Raw genomic sequence first — 25,035 nt, 5'->3', positions numbered from 1 at the left:
GCTCCTCGCAATGACGAACTTGTAGTTGGCCTCAACGCGACCGGCACCCTTACTCAGTGACGAAAGTGGCGCATCCCGGTGAATACCATGGCGATGCCCGCTTCATCTGCTGCGTCGATCACTTCCTGGTCGCGCATCGAGCCGCCGGGCTGGATCACTGCGCGGATGCCGACGGCGGCGGCATTGTCGATGCCGTCGCGGAACGGGAAGAAGGCATCCGAGGCCATGACCGCACCCTCGACCGGCAGGCCGGCATGTTCGGCCTTGATTGCGGCGATGCGGGCGGAATTGACCCGGCTCATCTGTCCGGCGCCGACGCCGATGGTCTGGCGGTTGCTGGCATAGACGATGGCGTTGGACTTGACGAACTTGGCCACCTTCCAGGCGAAGATCAGGTCGTGGATTTCCTTCTCGGTCGGCGCCCGCTTGGTCACCACCCTGAGATCGGCCTCGGTGATCATGCCGGTGTCCCGGCTCTGTACCAGCAGGCCGCCGTTGACGCGCTTGTAGTCCAGATCCAGGGGGCGCTCGGCCGGCCACTGGCCGCATTCGAGCAGGCGCACGTTGGCCTTGGCGGCGACCACCTCGCGGGCCTCGGCGCTGACGCTGGGGGCGATGATCACCTCGACGAACTGGCGATCGACGATAGCCTTGGCAGTCTCGCCATCCAGCTCACGGTTGAAGGCGATGATGCCGCCGAAGGCCGACTCGCTATCGGTGGCGAAGGCCAGGTCATAGGCTTTGCGGATGCCGCCTTCATCTTCCGGCACCACGGCCACGCCACAGGGGTTGGCATGCTTGACGATGACGCAGGCCGGCTTGCTGAAGCTCTTCACGCACTCCAGCGCGGCATCGGTATCGGCCACGTTGTTGTAGGACAGCTCCTTGCCCTGCAGCTGCACTGCGGTGGCGATGCAGGCCTCGGCCGGTTGCGCCTCACGGTAGAAGGCCGCGCTCTGGTGCGGGTTCTCGCCGTAGCGCATGTCCTGCGCCTTGATGAACTGGCTGTTGAAGGTGCGCGGGAAGGCCGCGCGGTCCTCGGTGCCCAGGGTCTCGCGGCCCTGGTCGATGGTGCCCAGGTAGTTGGCGATCATGCCGTCGTAGCCGGCAGTGTGCTCGAAGGCCTTGAGCGCCAGGTCGAAGCGCTGGGCGTAGGTCAGGCCGCCATCCTTGAGAGCGGCCAGCACACTGGCGTAATCGCCGGCGTTGACCACGATGGCGACGTCCTTGTGGTTCTTGGCCGCCGAGCGGACCATGGTCGGACCGCCGATATCGATATTCTCGATGGCATCGGGCAGCGTGCAGTCGGGCCTGGCCACGGTGGCGGCGAAGGGGTACAGGTTGACCACCACCATGTCGATCGGCTGGATGCCATGCTCGGCCATGACCGCGCCGTCCAGCTCGCGACGGCCGAGGATGCCGCCATGGATCTTCGGATGCAGTGTCTTCACCCGCCCATCCATCATCTCCGGAAAGCCGGTGTAGTCGGCCACTTCCACGGCATCGATAGCGCTGTCGCGCAGCAGCTTGTAGGTGCCGCCGGTGGAGAGGATTTCCACGCCCAGGGTGCTGAGTTCACGGGCGAAGTCGACAACGCCGGTCTTGTCCGACACGCTGATCAGCGCGCGACGTACCGGCAGGCGGGTGGTTTGGTGGGTCATCTTGGGTCCATATCCTGTTGGTGAAAAGCAGCTGCAAAGCTACCAGCTGCAAGCGAAGGCGTCGGCCTGCTCAGAGCAGGCCGTACTGTTTGAGTTTCTTGCGCAGGGTGCCGCGGTTCAGGCCCAGCACTTCCGAGGCCCGCGTCTGGTTGCCACGGACGTAGTCCATGACGCTTTCCAGCAGCGGCGCTTCGATTTCCGCCAGCACCATGTTGTACACATCGGTGACATCCTGGCCGTCCAGGTGCTCGAAATAGTTTCTCAGCGCCTGTTCCACACTGTCGCGCAGTGTCTGGGGGCCGGCCAGTGCGTCGCTTGGGCGTACGGACAGATCGGGGTCGGTGGTCTCGGTCACGGGTAGCTTTCCGTCAATCTGGGAGGTGTTCAGGTCATTCATGCCGCGAGGCCTCTGTCCATCAAGCGGTTGAAGAATTGCTCTATCGCCTGACGCTGCTGGGTCGCGCAATCCATGCGGTTGAAACTGCGGCGGAAATCCTCGGCGCCGGGCAGCGACTGCACTTGCCAGCCGACATGCTTGCGGGCGATGCGCACGCCCTGCTCGGGACCGTAGAACTGGTGCAGGGCTTCGAGGTGCTGCAGCAGCAGCGACTGTTGCCAGGCCAGCCCGGGCTCGGGCAGGTGCTGGCCGTGGCTCAGGTAGTGTTCTATTTCGCGGAAGATCCACGGCCGGCTCTGGGCGGCGCGGCCGATCATCACCGCATCGGCGTCGGTGTGCTCGAGTACCTGGCGGGCCTTCTCCGGCGAGTCGATGTCGCCGTTGGCGAACAGCGGAATGGATATCGCCTGGCGGATCTGCGCGATGGTGTCGTACTCAGCCTGGCCGGTATACAGCTCGCTGCGGGTGCGGCCATGCACGGCCAGGGCCTGGATACCGCTCTGCTCGGCGATACGCGCGATGCTGACACCGTTGCGGTTGGCCGGGTCCCAGCCGGTGCGGATCTTCAGGGTGACCGGGATATCCACGGCGCCAACCACCGCCTCGAGGATCTCGGTCACCAGTCGTTCATCACGCAGCAGGGCGGAGCCGGCGGCCTTGTTGCAGACCTTCTTGGCCGGGCAGCCCATGTTGATATCGATGATCTGCGCGCCATTGTCGCGGTTCATGCGGGCGGCCTCGGCCATCATCTGCGGGTCGCCACCGGCGATCTGCACCGAGCGCGGGCCGGGTTCGCCGCTGTGGTCGAGGCGCTGACGGGACTTGCGGCTGTGCCACAGGCGAGTATCGCTGGTAACCATCTCCGAGACCACCAGCCCGGCGCCCAGCTCACGGCACATGCGGCGGAACGGGCGGTCGGTGACACCGGCCATGGGGGCCAGTATGACGCGGCTGGTGAGTTGGTGAGGTCCGATACTGATCACTGCTGGTCCATCCCTGTACTCGGTGGTCAATGGGTTATGCCCCGGAACCGCAGGACATGTTCGGGCAGGGTCAGAAAAGTGAAGAGGGCCGCTATCATACCTGCTACCGATGACCATATAAAGACTGTCTGGCTGATATTTGACCAGCTGCCGGTCAGGGGCTGAGAAACTCGAGTCGGTAGCCGCTGGCCTGGGGGCCGGGGTCGAGCATGCTCAGTCCGACATGGATCGGCGTCTGTGGCGGCATCAGGCGTACTCCGGCCAGCTCGCCGGACAGGTATTCCTCCGGTCGGAAGCTGCGCGCGGAGACTTCCCGTCCGCCGGCATCGGTGAAGTGCATCTGTAATACCGGGAACGGCTGCTCGAAATCCGCGCGGTTGTAGAGAATCACGTCGATCGCCAGGGCGTTGGGAAACTCGGGGTGCTGGCGCACCAGCAGGTTGGCGCTGCGGATACGACTGATGTCGACCCTGGCCGGCAGCTCGCAGCGAGCGATCAGGCACAGGTTCTCCAGTAGTGGGCGGGTGCGCTGGTCACGTGCCAGGGCATCGAAGTTGTAGTAGAAGAACTGCCCGGCCAGCACCAGCAGGGCCAGCAGGCACAGGCTGTTCCATAGCCAGGTGCGTTGCCGGGGGCGGGCTGGCGGCCCGCTCAGCAGCTCTTCCTCCAGCAGTTCCAGGCGCAGCGCAGTGAGCTGCGGCTCGCGCCGCTCCGGCTGCGGGTTGTCGGCCGCTGGCGCGTCGGCCAGATCCGGCTGGGTGTCGACAGTGGGCGACTGTTCTTCGTGCTGCCGATCAGGGGCCGGGGAGATATCGGCTGGCGCTGTTGTCGTCGGTCGATCGCGATCGAAGATGTCGTGATCGTCATGGCTTTCGCCGTCGGCATCCAGGTCCTGGTCGCCAAGCCGGTTGTGATCGAAGTCGGGGCCGAAATCCCGGGCCGGCGGGGTGGCGAGGAAATCCTCGTGCAGGTCGGCGAACGGCTCGGCGGGCGAGGGCGTGTCGATCTCGGTGGGCGGCTGGTCATCACTGGCGGGCAGTGCCGCTTCCAGCCCTGACTGCCGGTGGCCGGTCATACCGGTGGGGTTGACCTCGTCGATGATCGATTCGTCCAGCCCGAGGGCGGCCAGGTCTGGCTCGTCCAGGTCATCTTGCAGTAGGCTGGAGGGTCGCGCTGGATCAGGTTCGGCACGCGCCGGGAGATCCTGCTGCATGGCGGCAGCCGCATCACCGGCATGAAACACCTCCAGGCAGGCGCCGCAGCGCACATTGCCGGCGGCCACATTCAGCTGCTCCGCAGTGAGCCGGAAGCGGGTCTGGCAATAGGGGCATTGGGTGACCAGCAGCTCGCTCATGCGGGCGGAATCCTTGTCAGGCAGTGAATGGGCGTGCGCCATATTGTGCCGGCAAGTGGCTCATGGCGCCACGTCGCGGCGCACGCCAGTGACCCTGATCCAGCCGTCCTTGTCGGCTACCGGGTCCAGCTCGAAGGCATCGCGGTAGGCGGCGATAATCTCCCCGGTCTGCTCGGCGAGAATTCCGGACAGGGCGATGCGTCCACCAGGCCGGACCAGGCTGGTCAATTGCGGGGCCAGGCTGACCAGCGGGCCGGCGAGGATATTGGCGACCAGCACATCGGCCGGCTCGGCCGGCATGTCCGCCGGCAGGTACAGCGGCAGGCGCTCATCGGCCAACTGGTTGCGTCGGGCATTGTCACGCGAGGCCTCCAGCGCCTGGGGGTCGATATCGGTACCGACTACCTGCTCGGCGCCGAGCAGCAGGGCGGCAATCGCCAGGATGCCCGAGCCGCAACCGAAATCGATCACCTGCAGGCCGTCGAGGTCCTGGCTGTCCAGCCACTCCAGGCACAGGGCGGTGGTCGGATGGGTGCCGGTGCCGAACGCCAGGCCGGGGTCCAGCAGCAGGTTGACCGCCTCGGGCTCCGGTGCCTCATGCCAGCTGGGGACGATCCACAGGCGCTGGCCGAAGCGCATCGGCTGGAAGTTGTCCATCCAGCTGCGCTCCCAGTCCTGGTCGGCGATATCCTCGAACTGGTGTTCGGGCAGCGCCTGCGGCCACAGCTGGCGCAACTGCTCGATCAGCGCCTGACGCTCGGTGTCGGCCTCGAACAGGGCCAGCAGGTGGGTGTGTGACCACAGCGGCGTGGTGCCCAGGTCCGGCTCGAAAATGGGCTGGTCCTCGGCATCCATGAAGGTCACCGAGACCGCGCCCAGCCCCAGCAGCAGATCCTCCATCGGCTCGGCCTGATCGGGGGTAATGGCAAGACGCAGTTGCAGCCAGGGCATAGGGGCTTCCTTCGGAAGAGCTTCAAGCTGTCAGCGACTAGCGCGAAGCAGAAAAGACAAGGGGAGCGACAGGTCGCTCCCCAAAACGTACATCATACTCTGTGAGCTTGCAGCTTGCAGCTTGCAGCTTGCAGCTTGCAGCTTGTCAGCTGATGCCGAGTTTCTTCTCCAGGTAGTGGATATTCACTCCACCTTTGCAGAACTCGGCGTCACGTACCAGTTCCCGGTGCAGCGGGGTGTTGGTCTTGATGCCATCGACCACCAGCTCGTCCAGGGCGTTGCGCATGCGCACCATGGCTTCGTCGCGGGTAGCGCCGTAGGTGATCAGCTTGCCGATCAGCGAATCGTAGTTCGGCGGTACCTTGTAGCCGCTGTACAGGTGCGAGTCTACCCGCACGCCGTTGCCGCCGGGGGCGTGGAAGAAGCTCACGGTGCCGGGGCTGGGCATGAAGGTGTTGGGGTCTTCGGCGTTGATCCGGCACTCGATGGCATGACCGCGGATGACCACGTCGTCCTGGGTCAGGCTCAGCGGCTGGCCCGCGCACACTTTGATCTGTTCCTTGACCAGGTCGATACCGGTGACCATTTCCGAAATCGGGTGCTCGACCTGAATCCGGGTGTTCATCTCGATGAAGAAGAACTGGCCGTTCTCGTACAGGAACTCGAAGGTGCCGGCACCACGGTAACCCAGGTCGATACAGGCCTGCACGCAGCGGGCCTGCACTTCGGCACGGGCCTTCTCGTCGATACCGGGAGCGGGTGCTTCCTCGATGATCTTCTGGTGACGGCGCTGCAGCGAGCAGTCACGGTCACCCAGGTGGATGGCATGGCCCTGGCCGTCGGACAGTACCTGAACTTCCACGTGACGCGGGTTGGTCAGGAACTTCTCCAGGTAGACCATCGGGTTGCCGAAGGCAGCGCCGGCCTCGGTGCGGGTCAGGCGGATCGATTTGATCAGATCCTCTTCCTTGTGCACCACGCGCATGCCGCGACCACCGCCGCCGCCGGCGGCCTTGATGATCACCGGGTAGCCGACGCGGTGGCCGATCTTCAGGCACTCCTGCTCATCATCGGGCAGCGGGCCGTCGGAACCGGGCACGGTCGGCACGCCGGTCTTCTTCATCGCGGCGATGGCCGAGACCTTGTCGCCCATCAGACGGATCACCTCGGCGCTGGGGCCGATGAAGGTGAAGCCGGAACGCTCGATCTGTTCGGCGAAATCGGCATTCTCGGCGAGAAAGCCGTAGCCGGGGTGGATGCCGTCGGCGCCGGTCACTTCAGCGGCGCTGATGATGCGCGGAATGTTCAGGTACGACTCGGTGGCAACAGCCGGGCCGATGCAGACGGTTTCGTCGGCCATGGCCAGGTGCATGAGTTCGCGGTCGGCAGTGGAGTGCACTGCCACGGTCTTCAACCCCAGCTCCTTGCAGGCGCGGATGACGCGCAGTGCAATTTCGCCGCGGTTGGCTATGAGTACTTTCTGCATCGCAGCCTCCGGGTCGGGCTCAGGCGATGCTGAACAGGGGTTGATCGAATTCCACGGGCTGGCCATTGTCGACCAGGATGGCCTGGATGACGCCAGTCTTGTCGGCTTCGATATGGTTCATCATTTTCATCGCCTCGACGATGCACAGTACATCACCAGCCTTGACGGTCTGGCCGACCTCGACGAAGGAGGGCGACTCGGGGGAGGGCGAGCGATAGAAGGTGCCGACCATCGGCGAGCGTACCAGGTGACCGGACGGCTCGGCCGGCGCGGCTTCGGCGGCCGGTGCGGCGGGTGCCGGGGCTGCTGCCGGAGCAGGGGCAGCGGCTACCGGGGCCTGGAAGTACTGTTGCGGCATGGCGGCTTTCTGGCTATGGCGGCTTATCCGGACAGATTCCTCGCCTTCGTGAATCTCCAGCTCGTCGATGCCGGATTCTTCAAGCAGTTCGATGAGTTTCTTTACTTTGCGGATATCCATTGATTCTTGCGCTCCAGGGCAATGTTGGTCGTTTCAGTTTTGTTCGATGCGGTGTATGGCCGCCTGCAGGGCCAGGGCATAGCCCTCGGCTCCCAGTCCGCAGATCACGCCCTCGGCAATGTCCGAGAAATAGGAGTGATGACGGAAAGGCTCTCGCCGGTACACGTTGGAAAGATGCACTTCGATGAATGGGATGCTCACCGCCAGCAACGCGTCACGTATTGCCACACTGGTGTGGGTGAATGCAGCTGGATTGATGATGATGAAATCGATCGCTTCGTCCCGGGCGGCATGGATGCGCCCGATCAGTTCATGCTCGGCATTGCTCTGCAGGCTCTGCAGACGGTGCCCACCCTGCCGGGCCTGTTCGGCCAGACGGGTGTTGATCTGCTCCAGGGTGGCCGAGCCGTAGACGCCCGGTTCACGGGTGCCGAGCAGGTTCAGGTTGGGTCCGTGCAGGAGCAGGATACTGGCCATCAGCGATATTCCATGGCGGCGTTGGCGATTGACTCGGTGGTCATTGATGAGCGCAGAGTTTGCCGGATTAACAAAGGGCTGTCCAGAAGCAGTGGAATGTCATCAGATGACTGCATGATGGCTGGGTTTTTGGGGAAGTTGGGTGGTTCCCCCTCTCCCCCAACCCCTCTCCCGCAAGGGGGAGAGGGGGGTTGATTGTGCAAGCCGGCAATATCGGTTGCGCATGTTCGAATATTGTTGAAGAACCTCGCTGATCTGCAAGGTGGTTGTTGATCATGACTCCAAGACTTAATGGGAGTCATGGCATCAGTCTTTTCACAGAAGTTACCAGCGATCACTGTTTTGCTCCCCTCTCCCCTTGCGGGAGAGGGGTTGGGGGAGAGGGGGGAAGCAGCAATCTCACCCCGCCCCCAGCGCCCCCTCCATATGCCGAATGAAGGTCTCGCGCGGCACTTCCCCTTGAATGCGCAACTGCGCCTGCTCCTGCCCGGCGCTGTCATAGAACAGGAACGCCGGTGGCCCGAACAGCTGCTGTTCGGTCAGCCAGGCGCGCTGCTCGGCGGTATTGTCGGTGACGTCGAGCTGGATGCGCACGAAGCCATCCAGGCCGGCCCGTACGCTGGGGTGGTTGATAATTTCCCGTTCGATGATCTTGCAACTGATGCACCAGTCGGCGGACAGCTCGACGATCGCCGGCAGGCCCTGCTCCCTGGCCTGGGCCAGTTGCTGGCGAACGGCGGCGGCGCTGGACACCTTGTTGAAGTAGCTGCCGCCATCAGTGGCCGGTTGCGCTGTGCCGGTGGTCAGCGACTGCAGCGGGCGCAGCGGGTCGGAGGCGCCGGACAGGGCGCCGAACAGCGCCGCGGCGGCATAGATGGCCAGCAGCAGCGCAGCGGTCTGGCCGGCGCGGCCGATACCGCTGCGCGGCCCACGCTCGAACAGGCCCAGTTGCACGGCGATGCCAGCGGCCAGTGCGGCCCACAATGCCAGGCTCAGCGGGCCCGGAATGACCCGCTCGAGCAGCCAGATGGCCACCGCCAGCAGGCCGAAGCCGAAGGCTTGCTTGACCTGGTTGAGCCAGGGCCCGGAGCGTGGCAGCAGTGCGCTGCCGAACATCGCCACCAGGATCAGTGGCACGCCCATGCCGATGGCCAGCGCGAACAGCCGCAGGGCGCCGCCCAGGGCATCGCCGGTGGCGCTGATATAGATGAGGGCGCCGGCCAGCGGTGCGGAAATACACGGCGAGACCACCAGGGAGGACAGCACGCCCATCAGTGCCGCGCCGGGAATCGAGCCGCCCTGGGTGCGGCTGCCAAGGCGTTCCGCTGGCTCGCGGATGAAGGCCGGCAGGCGCAGGTTGAACACATCGAACATGGCCAGGGCGAACAGCACGAAGAACACCGCGAAGGCGCCGAGCACCCAGGGCGACTGCAGGCGCGCCTGGATATTCAGCGCCGCGCCGAACAGGCCGATCAGCGCGCCGACCAGGGCGAAGGTCAACGCCATGCCCAGCACGTAGCTGAGCGACAGGGCGAAGGCGCGCGGGCGGTTGATGTCCGCGCGACCCAGCACCATGCTGGTGAGGATCGGCACCATCGGCAGCACGCAGGGGGTGAAGGTCAGTGCCAGGCCGGCGGCGAACAGCAGCAGCAACGACCACCACAGCGACTGGTCGCCGCGGCTGGCCGGGTCGCCCGCCGTTGCGCCGCCAGCGCTGCCGCCGGGCAGGTCGAACAGCACGGTTTCCGGCGGGTAGCACAGCCCGGCATCGGCACAGCCCTGGTATTCGACGCGCAGCTGGCTGGCCGGGGTGCTGCCTGGCGCGATATCCAGCCGCACCTCCAGGCTGGTGTAGTAGACCTCGACGTCACCGAAGAATTCGTCGGTCTTGTGGATGCCGTCCGGCAGGTGGGTCTGGCTGATCTGGCCATCGCCACCCAGCAGCTCGAACTTCAACCGGTGGCGGTACAGGTAATACTCGGGAGCGATGTCGAACTGCAGCTGGATACGCTCGGCCCGGGCCTCGACGATGCCGGGGCGGAAGGCCTCATGCACCGGCAGGAACTGGGTGGCGCTGCTGCTGCCGACATTGCCGAACAGGCTGCCCAGCGCGGCGTTGTTCGAAGGCGACTGGGCCAGCACGGAGCCACTGACGAGCAGGAGGAAAACCAGCAACAGGCGTTGAAACAGCATAGGCATATCCGTAGGGAGTTTGTCGCTCATGATAAGGCCTGGCGCGCTTAATGCCAGTGACAAACTGCCGCCAGATTTTTCAGCTGCGCTCGACACTCTCGATGCGGTCGGGATGTATGACGATGCGTCCCTGGCGATACAGACCGCCGATGGCCTTCTTGAAGTTGCCCTTGCTGACACCGAACAGGCGCGCGATCTCCGGTGCCGGGCTCTTGTCGCTCAAGGGCAGTACACCGTCGTGCTCTTCGAGCGTCTGCAGGATCAGTTGCTGCAGCTGGTCGGCGGCGTCGCGGCCTACCGGCTGCAAGCTCAGGCTGATCTTGCCATCGGCGCGCAGTTCGCGGATATAGCCGCGCTCGCGCTTGCCGCCGCGGATGAACTTGAACACCTCGTTCTTGTGCAGCAGGCCCCAGTGGCGGTGGTTGATGATGGCCTTGTAGCCCAGGTCGGTGGGTTCGACGATCAGCAGATCGACCGCTTCGCCGACCTGGTAATGGGCTGGGGTCTTGTCCAGGTGGCGATCCAGGCGTGCGGTGGCGGTGATGCGCTCGCTGTGCTTGTCCAGGTAGACGTAGACCACGCAGTAATCACCGACCTGCAGCGGGCGCTTTTCCTCGGAGTGGGGCAACAGCAGGTCCTTGGGCAGACCCCAGTCGAGAAACAGGCCGACACGGGTGATCTCGACCACCTTGAGGCTGGCGAATTCGCCGACCTTGACCTTGGGCGACTGGGTGGTGGCGATCAGCTTGTCCTCACTGTCGCGGTAGATGAATACCCGCAGCCAGTCGCCCACCTCGGTGGGCTCATTCTTGGGGATATAGCGATTGGGCAGCAGTATCTCGCCATGCGGCCCGCCGTCGAGATAAAGACCGAAGCCGGTGTGCTTGACGATCGGCAGGTTGTTGAAATGTCCGATGGCGGCCATGAAAGTCCATCCTGAGTGGTCGGGAGCGGCTATTATAGGGCCTGTTCCCGGTGCTTGCGCGGTGTGATGCGCTGGCACAGGTGATATGCTTGCGGCTGCACAGTGAGAGGGGAGAGGTCGATGAAATTTTTCAGACGTACGCAGGGTGCCGGTGGCTTGGCGGACCGCTTCGATAGCGAGAATGGCCGGTTGCTGGGCAAGATCGTCGGCATTGCGCTGATTGCCTATCTGTTGATCTGTGTGCTGGTCGGCTGGTACTGGAGCCGGGAGCCGGATCTCGAGGACCTGACCGTGCTGCCGGTGGGCAACAACCAGATGCTGACTACCGGCTCGCATACCGCGCGTACGCTGCAGGCGCTGGCCAGTACGCTGCTGGACAAGCCCGGTGGCTTTCTCAGCAACGACATCACCCCGCCCGGCATCTGGCTGGACAACATGCCCAGCTGGGAATTCGGCGTACTGGTGCAGGTACGCGACATGACCCGCTCGATGCGCCGTGACATGGCCCGCTCGCAGTCCCAGTCCACCGAGGATCGTGACCTGGCCCGTGCCGAACCGCGCTTTCACTTCGACCACAACAGCTGGGCCATGCCGGCCAGCGAAAGCGAGTATCGCGATGGCATCAAGGCGCTGAACAGCTACATCACCCGGCTGGAGAGCGGTAACGCCAGCTTCTATGCCCGTGCCGACAACCTGGCCGGCTGGATCGATGATGTCAGTACCCGCCTGGGCTCGCTGTCCCAGCGGCTGTCGGCCAGTGTGGCGCGCACGCCGCTGACCGACGGTGGCCGCGAGCGTACCCGCACGCCCTGGCTGGAAATCGACAACGTATTCTACGAGGCACGTGGTAGCGCCTGGGCACTGGTGCATCTGCTGCGCGCGGTGGAGAAGGACTATGCCGAGGTGCTGAACAACAAGAACGCGCTGGTCAGCCTGCGCCAGATCATCCGCGAGCTGGAAGCCACCCAGCAGGCCATGTGGAGTCCGGTGATCCTCAACGGCGGCGGCTTCGGCGTGCTGGCCAACCACTCGCTGGTGATGGCCAACTACCTGTCGCGCGCCAACGCCGGGCTGATCGACCTGCGTCGTCTGCTGCAACAGGGTTGAGATAAGGTGCGATGAGCAAGCGTCAGACAGGATTCGGCTCGCTTGGCGGGCTGGTGTTTTCCACCGACAGCGGGCGCATGTGCCCGGACTGCCGGCAGCCGGTCGACAGTTGCCACTGTGGCCAGCCGCAGGTGCCCGCCGGTGACGGCGTGGCGCGGGTGCGCCGCGAGACCAAGGGCCGTGGCGGCAAGACCGTGACCACCATCAGTGGCCTGGCGTTGCCCGCCGATGAACTCAAGTCGCTGGCCAAGCGCATCAAGGCGCGCTGCGGCTGCGGCGGCTCGGTGGTCGACGGAGTGATCGAAATCCAGGGCGACCGCGCCGACATGCTGTGCGACTGGCTGGCCGCCGAGGGTTTCAAGACCAAGCGGGCCGGTGGTTGATGCCGTGACCGCAAGTCCCGTAACAGTCCCCGCTCCGGGTTGTCGAGCGCCCGCTCGACGACAGGCTTCAGGAACACGCCGGCGTAGCACCCGACCATGGGCCGGGGTGCCACACTCGGTCCAGGCAGGCATCAGAGCGCTGTCTGCTCCGTGACCCTGTCCGGTCTGTTCTCCGCTGCGCGCCATCGTCCCACCCATCGCCAGGTGTGGGCGCTGGCGACGCCGATGATCCTGTCCAATATCAGCGTGCCGCTGGTCGGCCTGGTGGATACCGCCGTGGTCGGACACCTGGATGGTGCTCACTACCTGGGTGGGGTCGCAGTGGGTGCCACGCTGATGACCTTCATCCTCTGGGCGGCGGGCTTCCTGCGCATGGGCACCACCGGCTTCGCGGCCCAGGCCTGCGGCGCGGATGACGGCGACAAGTTGCGCCTGGTGCTGCTGCAGCCGCTGTGGCTGGCAGTCTTGCTGGCGCTGCTGGTATGGCTGGTGCACGAGCCGCTGCTGGCGGCGGGGCTGTACTTTCTCGACAGCAGCGCGGAGCTGCTGGAACAGGCGCGCCTGTACTTCAATATCCGCCTGGTCAGCCTGCCGGCGGCGCTGGCCAACTTCGTACTGGTCGGCTGGTTCATCGGCGCCCAGCGCGCCCGCGCGCCGCTGTATCTGCTGATCACCGTCAACCTGACCAACGTGCTGCTGGATGTGCTGTTCGTGGTGGTGCTGGATTTCGGTGTGGCGGGAGCGGCCTGGGCAACGGTGATCGGCGACTATGCCGGGCTGGCGCTGGGGCTGTGGCTGCTGCGGCCGGTGCTGGCGCGCTATCCCGGCCTGATGCCCTGGCGCGATGCGCTGTGGCTGCGTGGCGCGGCGCCGCTGATCAAGGTCAACCGCGATATCCTGATCCGTACCCTGGCGCTGGAGGCGGTGTTCTACCTGCTGGTGTTGCAGGGCGCCCGTCTCGGTGACTCGGTGGTCGCTGCCAACGCCGTGCTGCTGAACTTCCTGCTGCTCACCTCCCACGGCCTGGATGGACTGGCGCATGCGGTCGAGGCGCTGGGCGGCCACGCCCTGGGCCAGCGCAACCGACTGGCGCTCAAGCGGGTGCTGGTGGTCAGCACCGCCTGGTCGTTGCTGGTGGGCATCGGCTTCGTGCTGGCGTTCAACCTGTTCGGCGGGCAGATCATCAGCCTGCTGACCAGCGTCGAGTCGATCCGCCAGGTGGCCTTCGCCTACCTGCCGTGGATGGCCTGGATGCCGCTGGTGGCGGTGTGGAGCTATCTGCTCGATGGGCTGTTCATCGGTGCCACCCGCGCCCGGGCGATGCGCAACGCCATGCTGCTGGCGGTGGTGCTGATCTACCTGCCGGCGGCCTGGCTGCTGCGCGACAGCGGCAATCATGGTGTCTGGCTGGGTTTCTATCTGTTCATGCTGGCGCGCGGCGCGCTACTTGGCGGCTGGTTCATCTGGCTGTGGCGGCGGGATCGCTGGATGCCGGCCTGAGCCAGCAATGCAGATAGCGTCCCAGGTGCCGGTAGGCCGGATGGCGGCTGTACAGCAGTTCCTGCTCCACTACCTGGGCGGTATCGGCCTCGGATTTGAAGGGTTCCGGCATGTAGTCATGGAATACCCGCACCCCGGTTTCATGCAGGCCGGTGAAGCCGGCGTCGCTGATCCACTGCCGGACCTGGCGCGGGTCCAGCGGCTGCTGTGGTGTCAGGCTGCGCTTGCCTTCACCGGCCAGCTGGTTGCGCTGCAACTTGCGGAACTGGCCCTTGATCAGGTTCTTGTAGATCAGTGCGTCGCGGTTGTAGAAGGCCAGCGACACGGCGCCGCCGTCATGCACCAGCTGGCGCAGGCAATGCAGGGCGGCGGCCGGGTCGGCCAGCCACTCCAGCACCGCATGGCAGATGACCAGATCATGATGCTGGCCGCGCTCGGGCAGTTGCTGCAACGGCAGCTGCAGGTACTCCAGGGTCTGGCCGGCTGCCCGTGGCAGGTCATTCAGCCGGCTGCTGGCGGCGTCGAGCATTTCCGCGGATGGATCGCACACCGTCAGGCTGTGGCCGCGCTGCAGCAACCATTCGCTGATATGTCCCAGCCCGGCACCGACATCCAGCACTCGCAGCGGCTGGCCTGCGGCGTCGATCTCCGGCAGCCATTCCTGCAGGTCGCGGGTCAGCACCGCCAGACGGATTGCGCCCTTGGGACTGGAGTAGATCTTGCGGGCGAAATGACTGCCCAACTGATCGAAGTAACGGTCGGCCATGAAAAATTCAAACCCCTGCACTGATCGGGTGCTGGATCGCGCAAAGCCAGGCGACCAGCGGCCCGGCAGTATATCAGACGGCTTGAACTTCCAAGCCTAACCGCTTGAGCTGATGCAAAAAAGTCGAACTATTGGCAATCGCCTCTGTCCGACGGTATTCAGGCAAAAACCAAAGAGGAATTCCTTATGCGCCTTAGCACGACTCTGATCAAGGCTTCGACTGTGGGTTTGATACTGAGCCCCATGTATGCCATGGCTGCGGAAGGACCGGTATCTAACCTGGGTATCATCGCTGCCTACAATAACTATGAGATGAACTCGGACAACGATGATGTCGATGGTCGCGACGAGAACGTCGGCAAGGCTGGTATCTTCTACAACTACGGTAACAAGATGACCGGCGGCCCGGGCATGATCTTCCAGCTCGGTGCGGATGCCCGTTACGGCGAAGAGAGCAGCGATAACAAGATCAAGGATGCACGGGCGGACCTCGATCTCGGCGTGCGCATGCCGCTGACCGACAACAGCAATTTTGACCTGCTGATCGGTGCTGGCTATGACTGGAGCCGCTTCGAGATGGATCGCAGTGGTGGTGATGTCGAGCTGAGCAACAAGAGTCCCTTCGCCAAGGCTGCCATTGGCTGGCATCACCAGGGCGATACCCTGACCACCCGTCTGGAAGTGGGTACGCGCTACAGCATCGAAGGTGAAGGCAAGGTCAAGCTCGAGGGCGTTGGTAGCGAGACGGCCGACCTGAAGAACAAGTACAACCCCTACGCGGAGTTGAACTTCCTCTGGGATCGCGGTTTCGGTGTGCCGGTCACTGCCGGTCTCTACTACACCCAGACCAACTATGAATTGAAGAACCGCAACACCTTGGCCGCCAACACCGAACTGGAAAGCAACGAGTTCGGCGTCAAGCTCGGGATGGTGTTCTAAATCCGCAGGGTGCTGAAACGACGATCCCGCAGCCTACCGGGCCGGTAGCTGCGGGATTGTCCGTTACAGGGCCGTTCGACGCAGGCGTGCCCTTCGTGCCTGCAGCTTGCGCCAACAGACTGGTCAGAAGTCGTAGGTGAGGGTGGCCATGACGTTGCGCTCATCGCCGTAGTAACACTGGGTCAGGCTGTTGCAGGCGGCCACGTAGGTCTCGTCGGTCAGGTTGTTCAGGTTGACCCGCAGGCCGAGCCCATGCATGCCAAGCTGAGCAAGGTCATAGGCGATCGAGGCATCGAACAGGGTATGCGAGGGGATGCGCAGGGTATTTTCCGCATCCGCCCAGCTCTTGCCGAAATAGCGCGCCCCGGCCCCGAGCTGCAGCCCGGCCAGCGGGCCGCCAGCGAAGCTGTAGTCGGCCCATAGCGCCGCCATGTTGCGTGCCACCGCGTTGGGTGTATTGCCACGGTTGTTGACCTCGGCGGCGCCGGTGAAGTCCTTCGAGTACTCCACGTCCATCCAAGTGTAGCTGGCCAGCACGTTGACCGGCTCGATGGGCTTGAAGCGGGCTTCCAGCTCGACGCCGCGCGAGGTGATCTCGCCAACCGCGCGGTAGAAGAATTCACCGGAATCCTTGTTGGCCAGATTCGACTGGGTCAGGTCGAACAGGGCGATGGTATACAGGTCCTGGGTGCCCTGCGGCTGGAACTTCAGGCCGATTTCGGTCTGCTCGCCTTCGGTCGGCTTCAGCAGGGCGAGACTGTATAGTTCATCGTCCTCGTCGTAGTTATAGGCAGCCGTGGCATTAGGGTTGAATGACTGGGAAAAGCTGGCATAGGGTGACAGGCCATTGTCGAAGGCGTACAGCAGGCCGACGCGCCCGGAGAAGTGACGGATACGCGCATCGGCGCCCTGGTCGCCATACATCGAACGGGTCTGGTCGAAGCCGACATCGACCCAGTCCTGGCGTGCGCCCAGCGATAGCCGCCAGTTGTCCAGGCTGATCAGGTCCTGGATATACAGGCCGGTCTGCTTCAGCGTGCGGGCCTCGTCATACTGGTGGTAAAACACCGGTGCTGCCGGGCTGATTGCACCGGTAAACGGGTTTATGGGTGGCAGATTGTTACCGGCGTCGTAACTGACCTTGGTCTTGCGGCGCTGGTAGTCCAGGCCGGTGACCAGGGTGTGAGACAGTGCCCCGGTCTCGAATTCGAACTGCAATTGGTTGTCCACACTCCAGGCATGCACCGTCTCATCAGCGCCCGTGTAGTAGCGGTCTAATCCGTCGGTCCCGGAAACGTAGCCATATTGGTAGACCTGGCCGGATTCGACGGTCGAGTCCAGGTACTGGAAGTTCTGCCGGGCGGACACCACGTCATTGAAGCGGTGCTCCAGCTGATAGCCGAGCATGTACTGGTGGCGCTCGAACTTCTCGTAATCCTTGTCGCCCTCGAAGAAGCTGCGGGAGATGCGCTGACTATTGCGCGAGGTGACCGAGCCTTCCGCCGGCAGGCCTCCGTGGTAACCGCCCTCCGGGTCATGCTGCAGCATCGCCAGCAGGGTCAGGCGGGTATCCTGGGTGAAGTCGATGCTCAGCGAGGGCATCAATGCGAAACGCTCGCTCTTGATGTCGTCCACCTGGTTGGCCGCATCCCGTACCACACCGACCATCCGATAGTTCAGCGTCCGCGCTTCATCCAGCGGGGCGCCGATGTCGAAGGCCGCCTGCTTGTAGTCATGGCTGCCATAGGACAGCTGCAATTGACGGTGCTGATCATAGCCCGGTTTCTTGCTGGTCATGGCCACCAGCCCACCCGGCAGGCTGCGACCGTAGAGCACCGAGGATGGCCCCTTGAGGATATCGATGCGTTCGACGAACCAGGGATCGACCTGCAGCGTACTGTAGGTGCCGCTGTCGCCCAGCAGTTTCTGGCCGTCGAGATAGAGGTTGTCCACCGCACCGTCGGTGATGCCGCGCATGGCCACGTAGTCATAGCGGCTGGTCGCGCCATAGGGCGCACTCATCAGTCCTGGTGTATAGCGCAGGGCCTGGGCCACGCTTTGCGCGCCCTGGTCGTCCATCTGCTGGCGGGTGACCACCGATACGCTCTGGGAGGTTTCCAACAGCGGCATGCTGGTCTTGGTGGCCACGCTGCTGTGGGTGGCGCGGTAACCCTCGGTTTCACCCAGGGCATTGCCCAGCGCGCCCTCGATATACATGGGCTGCAGAACCACACCGGTTTCCGCGCCGGGCGGGTCACTTTCGGCTGCCAGCGCCGGTAGCGCCAGGGTGATGGACAGGGGCAGCGAGAGCAGGGCAAGGTGGCGTGGATGACGAGACTGGTGTGCAGAGTGGCTCATTGATATTCCTTCCGTCCCGCGGCGGAGGCGGGCTGTGGGTGTATCGAGGGGAAGGAATGATACAGATATCGATAATGATTTGCATTTATTTTAATGTTGGCAATGTGGCGCATACCTGCGCACTGGTAGTCTGCCTCAGATCAGATGCCGGCAATCATCATCAGTCCAGCGCTCGATGATGATCGGTAATGCCTTGTCCAGTATATCCTGATCCAACTGACGAAAATCCCGGTTATCCAGCCACAGCTGGATCGCATCGGCAATGTCCTCCAGCTCCTCCGCGGTGAGATCATCGGTATGGGAGGGGAAGAAGGCATAGGTGAACTCGGTGCGCTCCAGGTCCGGCCCCAGGGCCGAGACCAGCGGTTCGGCGGCGGTGAACAGCGGTGATACCCAGCACACATGGCCGGCAATCACCGCAACCACGCCAGGTCCCTCGGCGCGCAGATGCCGGGCGACCTGCTTGCTCAGCTCGACCATGCGTTCGAAGGCGGCCTGCTCGGCCTGGTCGCCGCTGTAGCTGCGGCGCTCGAAATGGCTGAGATCGCGGGCACCGGTGAGAGTGTCGATGCCGGATTGGCCAGAGGCTGCGTTGGCGGTCATCTTGCTTGCTCCATGTCGGGTCGCGGGAAGGGTACTCCCTACAGTGTTGGCCATGAATGCGCGCTGCTCCAGTCGCTGCGGCCAAAAGCCGACGTAGTGCCGGTAGGTTGCCTGAGGCGAGATGATCTAATCTGGAGGGAGTGAGAACACGTTATGGAGACAGAGAATGACCAAGCTGACAGAGCAGCATTGCGATGCCTGCCGGGCGGACGCGCCAAAGGTGACTGGGCAGGAGCGCCGGGAGCTGCAGCCGCAGATTCCCGACTGGCAGGTGCGGGAAGTGGAGGGGGTAGAGCAGTTGTGGCGCGAGTTCCACTTCAAGGATTTTGCCGCCGCGCTGGCCTTTACCAACAGGGTGGCAGAGCTGGCCGAGGCCGAGGGCCATCACCCGGCCCTGCTGCTGGAATACGGCAAGGTCGGGGTGGCCTGGTGGACGCACAAGATCGGCGGGCTGCACCGCAATGACTTCATCATGGCGGCGCGTACCGATCAGTTGGCTCCGGCTGGCTGATGCACATCGGGGTGTAGCGCGCCTGCGCTACGCCTGACCATGCCTCAGATCGAGCGTTGATTGACCCTGCTGCAGATTGGGTAATGACATATCCTGCATGTTCACTCCTGGGCAATGGCGGTGGGTTGTTCGAACCAGCGGCGTTTGAGCCACAAGGCTACGCCGACCAGCGAAATCAGTACCGGGACTTCCACCAGGGGACCGATCACCGTGGCGAAGGCCACGGGTGAGGCGAGGCCGAAGGTGGCGATGGCAACCGCAATGGCCAGCTCGAAGTTGTTGCTGGCAGCGGTGAAGGCCAGCGCAGTGATGCGCGGATAGTCGGCTTGCAGTAATTTGCCCATCCAGAAACTGATGAAGAACATCACCACGAAATAGATGGTCAACGGGATGGCGATACGGATTACATCCAGCGGCAGTTGCATCACCATGTCACCCTTGAGGCTGAACATGGCAACGATGGTCAACAACAGCGCAACCAGCGTCAGGGGGCTGATACGCGGGATAAAGCGTTGCTCGAACCAGGTTTCGCCCTTGCGGCTGATCAGCCATTTGCGGGTCAGATAGCCAGCGAGAAAGGGCACACCCAGATAGATCAGTACTGATTTGGCAATCTCGATAAAGCTGATGTCGATAATGCTGCCCTGCAAACCAAATAGCGGCGGCAACAAGCCGAGAAAAATCCAGGCATACAGGCTGAAAAACAGAATCTGGAACAGGCTGTTGAATGCCACCAGCCCGGCAACATATTGATTGCTGCCGCCGGCAATCTGGTTCCACACCAGCACCATGGCAATACAACGGGCCAGACCAATGAGGATCAGACCGGTCATGTACTCGGGATAATCGCGTAGAAAGATCACAGCCAGCGCAAACATGAGTACCGGGCCGATCACCCAGTTCTGCACCAGCGACAATACTAAAATGCGCTTGTTCTTGAACACCTGCGGCAGTTCTTCGTATTTCACTCTGGTCAGTGGCGGGTACATCATCACGATCAGACCGATGGCGATGGGAATGTTGGTCGAGCCTACCGACAGGCTGTTCAACCAATCGGGAAAACCTGCAAACAGATTGCCCAGCGCAATACCTACGCCCATGGCCAGAAATATCCATAGAGTCAGATAGCGATCCAGAAAGGACAGACGACTGTTGCTCATGCTCAGTCTCCCAGACAGCCGATAACTGTCAGCTCAGTCTTTAGTTGCTCCGGGCTCAACTGCTTGAAGGGCAGGGCGAGGAAAGCTCTGACCCGTGTACGAATAATCGCCACGGTCTGATCGAAGGCGGCATCGAGCTGTTCGCTGCTGCCATCCAGTTCAGACGGGTCGGCCAGCCCCCAGTGGGCCTTGGTTGCCGGGCCGAAGAACACCGGGCAGGCTTCACCGGCGGCTTTGTCGCAGACGGTAATGACAACATCGGGAGCCAGAGTTTGGTGGGCGTCATTGGACTTGCTGTACAGACCATCGGTGGTAATACCGGCCCGCTCCAGCGTCTTCAGACTCAGTGGATGAACCTGGCCACTGGGAAAACTGCCCGCGCTAAAGGCCTTGAAGCCGGCAGGCGCCATGGCATTGAACACGGCTTCCGAGAGAATGCTGCGGCAGCTATTGGCGGTGCAGAGAAAAAGCACTTTCATAGAGTGATCCTTCATATTCAACAGCAGAGAGTTGCGCGTTCGGGGCGGTCGCCCATTTGTTCCAGGCGCTTATGGTCGGCTTCCAACCAGTGGCGATTGGCATCCAGGGTGACCTGAATGACCCCAACTACCCAGCCCGGCAGACCTGGCTGCAGGCGGTAATAGACCCACTGCCCCTGGCGCCGGTCTTCCAGCAGGCCGCAGTTACGCAGTTGCGATAGGTGGCGGGAAATCTTCGGCTGGCTTTCGTCAAGGGCACAGGTCAGCTCGCATACGCAGAGTTCGCCTTCCTCGGCGATCAGCAGCATGGTGCGTAGGCGGGTGTCGTCAGCCAGGCATTTGAAAACAGTGGTGGGGGACAGCATGGGAACTGCTCACTTGGATATATGGAAAACCGAATATATGGATATTCATATGTATTGTAAACAACAAGGTGATTTCATGCCTGAGGGTAGAATGAAATTGCATAAAATAATTTTTGCGCATAAAATTTCATTCATTGCAATTAAATTAGGCATACCTGAATGTCAAACGTAGCTAGCCGCTCATTGATCGAAGTCGCCCTGCAGCAAATGAAGCAGGCGATCATCTGTTGCGAGTTGCCTCCCGGTGAAAAATTGAAGGTTGCGGAGTTGTCGCAACGCTATGGTCTGAGCAGTTCGCCTATTCGTGAAGCGCTGAACAGATTGACGCAGGAAGGCATAGTTGAATCAAGCGAGAACAAGGGCTTTCGAGTTGCCGGGCTTTCGCTGGAGAACTTTCAGGAGATTACCCGCTTGCGCCAGTTGCTGGAGGGCGAAGCGCTGGCCGACGCTATTCGCTATGGTGACGATGCCTGGGAGGCTGAGGTTCTTGGCGCGTACCATCGTCTGGGGCTGGTTGAAAAGAAGCTTGAAGGTGCCTTTGTAGCGCTGGATGATGAATGGTCGGCTAGACACAAGGCGTTCCACTTCGCCTTGTTTTCTGCGTGTCCCTCTCCTCAACTGCTGCGCATGGTTGATTCACTGTTCAATCAGGCAGAACGCTATCGCCGCTTTTCTGCGCTGCATCGCACTGTTGCACGTCACAAGGGTGACGAGCACAAGCAGTTGATGGATATCGCTTTCTCACGTGACATTGACAAAGCTGTCGGGTTATTGAGGATGCATATCGGTAAAACACTGACCAATGTGGCCGCGGTACTTCGTCAGCACAATACCACTCTGCAATGACTGAGCCGACGATGCCCGCAAGAGCATCGTCGGACTCTGTTCTCACGTCAGTTGTGCAGATCTCCGAGAAGGCGCTCAAGCAGCAAAATGGCATCTTGCAGCGATTCGGCGCCGCCGTACAGGTAGTGATCCGGCCGCACCAGTAATACCTGACAGCCCCTTTCCGTCATCCATTGCTTCAGCAGTCCATGATGTTCCCGAAACTGCTCCGGTGCCAGGGGTGTGGAATCTGTCAGTTGCACAACGGTGATCGGCAGGTCATGGCCATTCAGATTGTGCTGAAGGTTGTGCAACAGCTCTCGACTATCGGGGAAGGCACTGGCAATCACCAGACGGAAGGTTTGGCCAGTGAAACGGTCAAGCAGATCCACCTTCCCATCGCTGTTGGTTACCTGCGGCTGGGGGAACAATTCTCCGGCTGGTCCGCTGTCTGCAATAAGGCCATCCTGCAGTCCCGGAATAAGGGCTTGGCGTACGGTATAGCTCCGCGCTGTATTCATCCCCTGCAGCAATCGGTGATCACGTTCTGCGGCGCTTGTCGGGTCTCTTTCGCAAATGATCTGTCCCAGCTCCTTAGCGACCTCAGTAGTACGCCGCACATGGGGTGCTCGCTCCTTCTGGTAGCTATCGAGAAGGGTGGATGCCGCATTACCGCGATGAACCATGGCGATTTTCCAGAGCAGATTGACCGCGTCACGGATGCCCTGACACATGCCCTGGGCGAGAAAGGGCGGAGTCATATGCGCTGCGTCGCCCAGGAAGAACACCCGACCCCGTTGCCATTGCTGCAGTACCAGGGCGTGGAAACGGTAAGTTGAGGCGCGCCAGATGTCATAGTCCGCCGCTGGCAGCCAACGGGAGATCAAGTGTTGAATAGCCTCTGGGCGGGAGATGTCTGTTGGGGTCTCACCGGGGTTTATCATGAACTCCCAGCGTCGATGACGGCCGGGCCCGATGACAAAAGTGGAAGGTCGTGCGGTTTCGCAGTACTGCACGTTGGTGGTCGGAAGTGATTCACCGGCACCCTCCTTGAGCAGGACATCGACTACCAGCCAGGGCTCGTCAAACGCGAGGTCCTCCATCTGCAGTCCCAGTTGGGTCCGAATCGGGCTGGTTCCGCCATCACAGGCCAGAACATAGGCACAGCTCAGGTCGCGGGTTTCACCGTCCTTGCTGCGTATCTGCACTGATACTGCAGCCCCCTGTTGCTGTACATCAATCACCTCGGTGCCGAGCAGAACATCTACGTGGGGGAACTGGCCGAGATTGGCGCGAATGGCCTTTTCCACTGGCGGTTGAGTGAATACATAATTGGGCGCCCAGCCCAGCAGGTGGGGCGGCTTGGCTGCATCGATATGACGGATCAGCCGAGCCTGTGCGTTCAGATAATGGGACGCGCGGTAAGGCATGACATGGGAAGCGATAGTATCTGCGATGCCGATATTATCGAACGTGCGCATGACTTCCTGATCGAACCCCATTGCTCTGGGGTTTTCAAAGACCACATCGCTCTTATCGAGCGCCAACGTTTTCAGGCCCCATTGACCGGCGAGGTTGGCGGCTGTGGCACCTACGGGGCCCATGCCGACAATGATCAGGTCGTAATCCATATTTGTCTCCAGTCTTCTTGTTCTTGGTTGCGTCAATACTTACGCTTGTGTGTAGGCGGTTTTCGTTGTGGTGAAAAACTCGATGGCGTGATGGCCCTGTTCCCTCGGTCCAAAGCTTGATGCTTTGGTACCGCCGAATGGCACGTGATAATCCACGCCGGCGGTGGGGGTGTTCACCATGACCATGCCGCTTTGCACGTGCCGCTTATAATGAGTGGCATGTTTCAGAGATGTGGTGCAGATGCCTGCAGACAGACCGAAGGGCGTGGCATTGGCGAACTCCAGGGCTTGCTCATAATTGTCGGCCGGGATGACGCAGGCTACGGGACCGAAAATTTCTTCCTGGGCGATCCGCATGTGCGGGTCGCAGTCAGTAAAGAGCGCCGGGCTCATATAAAAGCCCTCTGTCTCCCGTTTCAATGGGACGCCACCCGAGGCAAGAAATGCGCCTTCGGCCTTGCCTATGTCTACATAGTTGAGATCCTGCTCATACTGCGATGCGTCGGCAACTGGCCCGATATCAATACCGGCCTCCAGCGCATGGCCTACCCGCAGCTGTTCGAGGCGCGTGACTACGGCTTGCACAAAGTGAGGATAAATGCCTTTTTCCACTATGAAGCGTGATGATGCGGTACAACGCTGGCCAGTGGAGAAAAAAGCACCGTGTACGGCACACTCCACGGCTCGATCCAGCTCGGCATCATTCAGCACTACCAGCGGATTCTTGCCACCCATTTCCATCTGCAACTTAGCCATCCGCGTACCGGCAGACTGCATGATGCGCTGGCCGGTATCCGCTGAGCCTGTGAAGCTGATTGCCCGAACCTTGGGCGATTCCAGCATTGTCTGGCCAACTACGCTTCCTCTACCCATCAACAGGTTAAAGGTGCCGTCGGGCAAGCTGCTGCGATGAATGATATCAGCCAGCGCCCAGGCTGAGCCGGGTACCAGATCTGCTGGCTTGAACACCACACTATTGCCATAGGCCAGGGCTGGAGCAATTTTCCAGGCGGGTATGGCAATCGGGAAATTCCACGGCGTAATGATGCCGACGACGCCAACGGGTTGGCGCAGAATGTCAACTTCGATCCCGGAGCGAACAGAATCCAAGTGCTCTCCGGTAACCCTCATGGCCTCGCCAGCGAAGAATTTGAAAATATGCCCGGCGCGGCTTACCTCTGCTATCGCTTCGGGCAGGACCTTGCCTTCTTCACGTGCCAGCAACTCGCCGAGTTCCGTCTGGCGCTGGAGTATTTCCGTACCGATCCGGTCGAGTGCGTCAGCGCGTTGTTGGCTGCTGTACGCGGCCCATATCGGCTGGGCCCGGGTGGCTGCCTCAATGGCGCGCTGTGTATCCTCAGCATCGGCCTGGGCATAGATTCCGACGATATCGGACAGGTCGGAGGGGTTGATATTCTCCCGAACGCTACGCCCCTCGCACCAGTTTCCTGCAATGAGATTCTTGTTCATGGCTCATTTCCGAGCTGGAGTGCGGCCCTTGCG

Annotated in this window: 24 protein-coding genes; 6 read left to right on the top strand and 18 right to left on the bottom strand. The window is 62.1% G+C overall.

All coding sequences use genetic code 11. The features are described from left to right. Positions 1-53: 53 nt before the first annotated feature. The 10 genes from purH to H6X51_RS09530 form a co-directional block, all read right to left on the bottom strand. Positions 54-1,661 (bottom strand): bifunctional phosphoribosylaminoimidazolecarboxamide formyltransferase/IMP cyclohydrolase, encoded by a 1,608-nt coding sequence (purH, locus tag H6X51_RS09575; RefSeq protein ID WP_185267319.1) that lies wholly within the window; start codon positions 1,659-1,661, stop codon positions 54-56. Positions 1,662-1,731: 70 nt separating this feature from the next. Next, positions 1,732-2,016: a DNA-binding transcriptional regulator Fis gene (gene fis, locus H6X51_RS09570; protein WP_256582169.1), complete on the bottom strand. Its 285-nt coding sequence runs from the start codon at positions 2,014-2,016 to the stop codon at positions 1,732-1,734. A 38-nt stretch (positions 2,017-2,054) separates the two neighbouring features. Then, on the bottom strand, positions 2,055-3,041 hold the full coding sequence (gene dusB, locus H6X51_RS09565) for a tRNA dihydrouridine synthase DusB (RefSeq protein ID WP_328795650.1): 987 nt from the start codon (positions 3,039-3,041) through the stop codon (positions 2,055-2,057). Positions 3,042-3,195: 154 nt separating this feature from the next. Beyond that, a complete protein-coding gene (locus H6X51_RS09560; protein WP_185267317.1) occupies positions 3,196-4,395 on the bottom strand; it encodes a zinc-ribbon and DUF3426 domain-containing protein in 1,200 nt (399 codons plus the stop codon). A gap of 60 nt (positions 4,396-4,455) precedes the next feature. Beyond that, positions 4,456-5,346, bottom strand: a complete 891-nt coding sequence (gene prmA / locus H6X51_RS09555) for a 50S ribosomal protein L11 methyltransferase (RefSeq protein ID WP_185267316.1) — start codon at positions 5,344-5,346, stop codon at positions 4,456-4,458. Positions 5,347-5,491: 145 nt separating this feature from the next. Beyond that, on the bottom strand, positions 5,492-6,832 hold the full coding sequence (gene accC, locus H6X51_RS09550) for an acetyl-CoA carboxylase biotin carboxylase subunit (protein ID WP_185267315.1): 1,341 nt from the start codon (positions 6,830-6,832) through the stop codon (positions 5,492-5,494). 19 nt (positions 6,833-6,851) lie between these two features. Next, positions 6,852-7,310, bottom strand: a complete 459-nt coding sequence (gene accB, locus H6X51_RS09545; RefSeq protein WP_185267314.1) for an acetyl-CoA carboxylase biotin carboxyl carrier protein — start codon at positions 7,308-7,310, stop codon at positions 6,852-6,854. Positions 7,311-7,343: 33 nt separating this feature from the next. Beyond that, entirely contained in the window at positions 7,344-7,787 is a 444-nt protein-coding gene (aroQ, locus tag H6X51_RS09540) for a type II 3-dehydroquinate dehydratase (RefSeq protein WP_185267313.1), read from the bottom strand. 399 nt (positions 7,788-8,186) lie between these two features. Then, positions 8,187-9,980 carry a protein-disulfide reductase DsbD gene (gene dsbD, locus H6X51_RS09535; protein WP_235991290.1) on the bottom strand — a complete coding sequence of 598 codons (1,794 nt, stop codon included), beginning with the start codon at positions 9,978-9,980 and terminating at the stop codon, positions 8,187-8,189. Between the two features lie 79 nt (positions 9,981-10,059). Next, positions 10,060-10,905 carry a CvfB family protein gene (locus tag H6X51_RS09530; RefSeq protein ID WP_185267311.1) on the bottom strand — a complete coding sequence of 282 codons (846 nt, stop codon included), beginning with the start codon at positions 10,903-10,905 and terminating at the stop codon, positions 10,060-10,062. A gap of 120 nt (positions 10,906-11,025) precedes the next feature. Between H6X51_RS09530 and H6X51_RS09525 the strand changes: the two genes are divergently transcribed. The 3 genes from H6X51_RS09525 (at position 11,026) to H6X51_RS09515 (ending at position 13,895) form a co-directional block, all read left to right on the top strand. Continuing rightward, positions 11,026-12,012 carry a DUF2333 family protein gene (locus H6X51_RS09525; RefSeq protein WP_185267310.1) on the top strand — a complete coding sequence of 329 codons (987 nt, stop codon included), beginning with the start codon at positions 11,026-11,028 and terminating at the stop codon, positions 12,010-12,012. A gap of 11 nt (positions 12,013-12,023) precedes the next feature. Further along, entirely contained in the window at positions 12,024-12,395 is a 372-nt protein-coding gene (locus H6X51_RS09520; RefSeq protein ID WP_185267309.1) for a translation initiation factor Sui1, read from the top strand. Between the two features lie 156 nt (positions 12,396-12,551). After that, positions 12,552-13,895: an MATE family efflux transporter gene (locus tag H6X51_RS09515; protein ID WP_185267351.1), complete on the top strand. Its 1,344-nt coding sequence runs from the start codon at positions 12,552-12,554 to the stop codon at positions 13,893-13,895. Here the strand turns inward: H6X51_RS09515 and H6X51_RS09510 are convergent. Continuing rightward, positions 13,855-14,661 (bottom strand): methyltransferase, encoded by an 807-nt coding sequence (locus tag H6X51_RS09510; RefSeq protein WP_185267308.1) that lies wholly within the window; start codon positions 14,659-14,661, stop codon positions 13,855-13,857. The two genes, H6X51_RS09515 and H6X51_RS09510, sit on opposite strands and share 41 nt — an antisense overlap. Positions 14,662-14,847: 186 nt before the next feature. Between H6X51_RS09510 and H6X51_RS09505 the strand changes: the two genes are divergently transcribed. Beyond that, positions 14,848-15,600 carry an outer membrane beta-barrel protein gene (locus H6X51_RS09505; protein WP_185267307.1) on the top strand — a complete coding sequence of 251 codons (753 nt, stop codon included), beginning with the start codon at positions 14,848-14,850 and terminating at the stop codon, positions 15,598-15,600. A 123-nt stretch (positions 15,601-15,723) separates the two neighbouring features. On the opposite strand, the gene H6X51_RS09500 is transcribed toward H6X51_RS09505, so the two are convergent. After that, positions 15,724-17,958 (bottom strand): TonB-dependent siderophore receptor, encoded by a 2,235-nt coding sequence (locus H6X51_RS09500; RefSeq protein ID WP_185267306.1) that lies wholly within the window; start codon positions 17,956-17,958, stop codon positions 15,724-15,726. A gap of 135 nt (positions 17,959-18,093) precedes the next feature. Next, positions 18,094-18,561 (bottom strand): hypothetical protein, encoded by a 468-nt coding sequence (locus H6X51_RS09495; protein ID WP_185267305.1) that lies wholly within the window; start codon positions 18,559-18,561, stop codon positions 18,094-18,096. 166 nt (positions 18,562-18,727) lie between these two features. On the opposite strand from H6X51_RS09495, the gene H6X51_RS09490 reads away from it, so the two are divergent. Continuing rightward, positions 18,728-19,072: a 4a-hydroxytetrahydrobiopterin dehydratase gene (locus H6X51_RS09490; RefSeq protein ID WP_185267304.1), complete on the top strand. Its 345-nt coding sequence runs from the start codon at positions 18,728-18,730 to the stop codon at positions 19,070-19,072. A gap of 101 nt (positions 19,073-19,173) precedes the next feature. Here H6X51_RS09490 and arsB read toward each other — a convergent pair whose 3' ends face one another. From arsB to H6X51_RS09475, 3 genes are read right to left on the bottom strand one after another with little or no spacing between them, the layout of a single operon-like run. After that, positions 19,174-20,232 carry an ACR3 family arsenite efflux transporter gene (arsB, locus tag H6X51_RS09485; RefSeq protein ID WP_185267303.1) on the bottom strand — a complete coding sequence of 353 codons (1,059 nt, stop codon included), beginning with the start codon at positions 20,230-20,232 and terminating at the stop codon, positions 19,174-19,176. A 2-nt stretch (positions 20,233-20,234) separates the two neighbouring features. Beyond that, positions 20,235-20,711, bottom strand: coding sequence for an arsenate reductase ArsC (locus H6X51_RS09480; RefSeq protein ID WP_185267302.1), 477 nt, complete (start codon positions 20,709-20,711; stop codon positions 20,235-20,237). A 17-nt stretch (positions 20,712-20,728) separates the two neighbouring features. Further along, entirely contained in the window at positions 20,729-21,076 is a 348-nt protein-coding gene (locus tag H6X51_RS09475; protein ID WP_185267301.1) for a metalloregulator ArsR/SmtB family transcription factor, read from the bottom strand. Positions 21,077-21,235: 159 nt separating this feature from the next. Here H6X51_RS09475 and H6X51_RS09470 point away from each other — a divergent pair, with 159 nt between their 5' ends. Continuing rightward, positions 21,236-21,922, top strand: coding sequence for a GntR family transcriptional regulator (locus H6X51_RS09470; RefSeq protein ID WP_185267300.1), 687 nt, complete (start codon positions 21,236-21,238; stop codon positions 21,920-21,922). Positions 21,923-21,969: 47 nt separating this feature from the next. On the opposite strand, the gene H6X51_RS09465 is transcribed toward H6X51_RS09470, so the two are convergent. Together H6X51_RS09465 and H6X51_RS09460 are read right to left on the bottom strand one after the other, a co-directional pair. Next, the gene (locus H6X51_RS09465) at positions 21,970-23,532 is read right to left on the bottom strand and encodes a bifunctional 3-(3-hydroxy-phenyl)propionate/3-hydroxycinnamic acid hydroxylase (protein ID WP_185267299.1); all 1,563 of its coding nucleotides are present in this window, start codon (positions 23,530-23,532) and stop codon (positions 21,970-21,972) included. Positions 23,533-23,571: 39 nt separating this feature from the next. Then, a complete protein-coding gene (locus tag H6X51_RS09460) occupies positions 23,572-25,002 on the bottom strand; it encodes an aldehyde dehydrogenase family protein (RefSeq protein ID WP_185267298.1) in 1,431 nt (476 codons plus the stop codon). Positions 25,003-25,035: the final 33 nt, after the last annotated feature.

It is taken from the genome of Halopseudomonas xiamenensis (assembly GCF_014219065.1).
Classification (GTDB): domain Bacteria; phylum Pseudomonadota; class Gammaproteobacteria; order Pseudomonadales; family Pseudomonadaceae; genus Halopseudomonas; species Halopseudomonas xiamenensis.
Note: the sequence above shows the minus strand (reverse complement) of the source record. Positions and strands in the feature narration are given on the sequence as shown.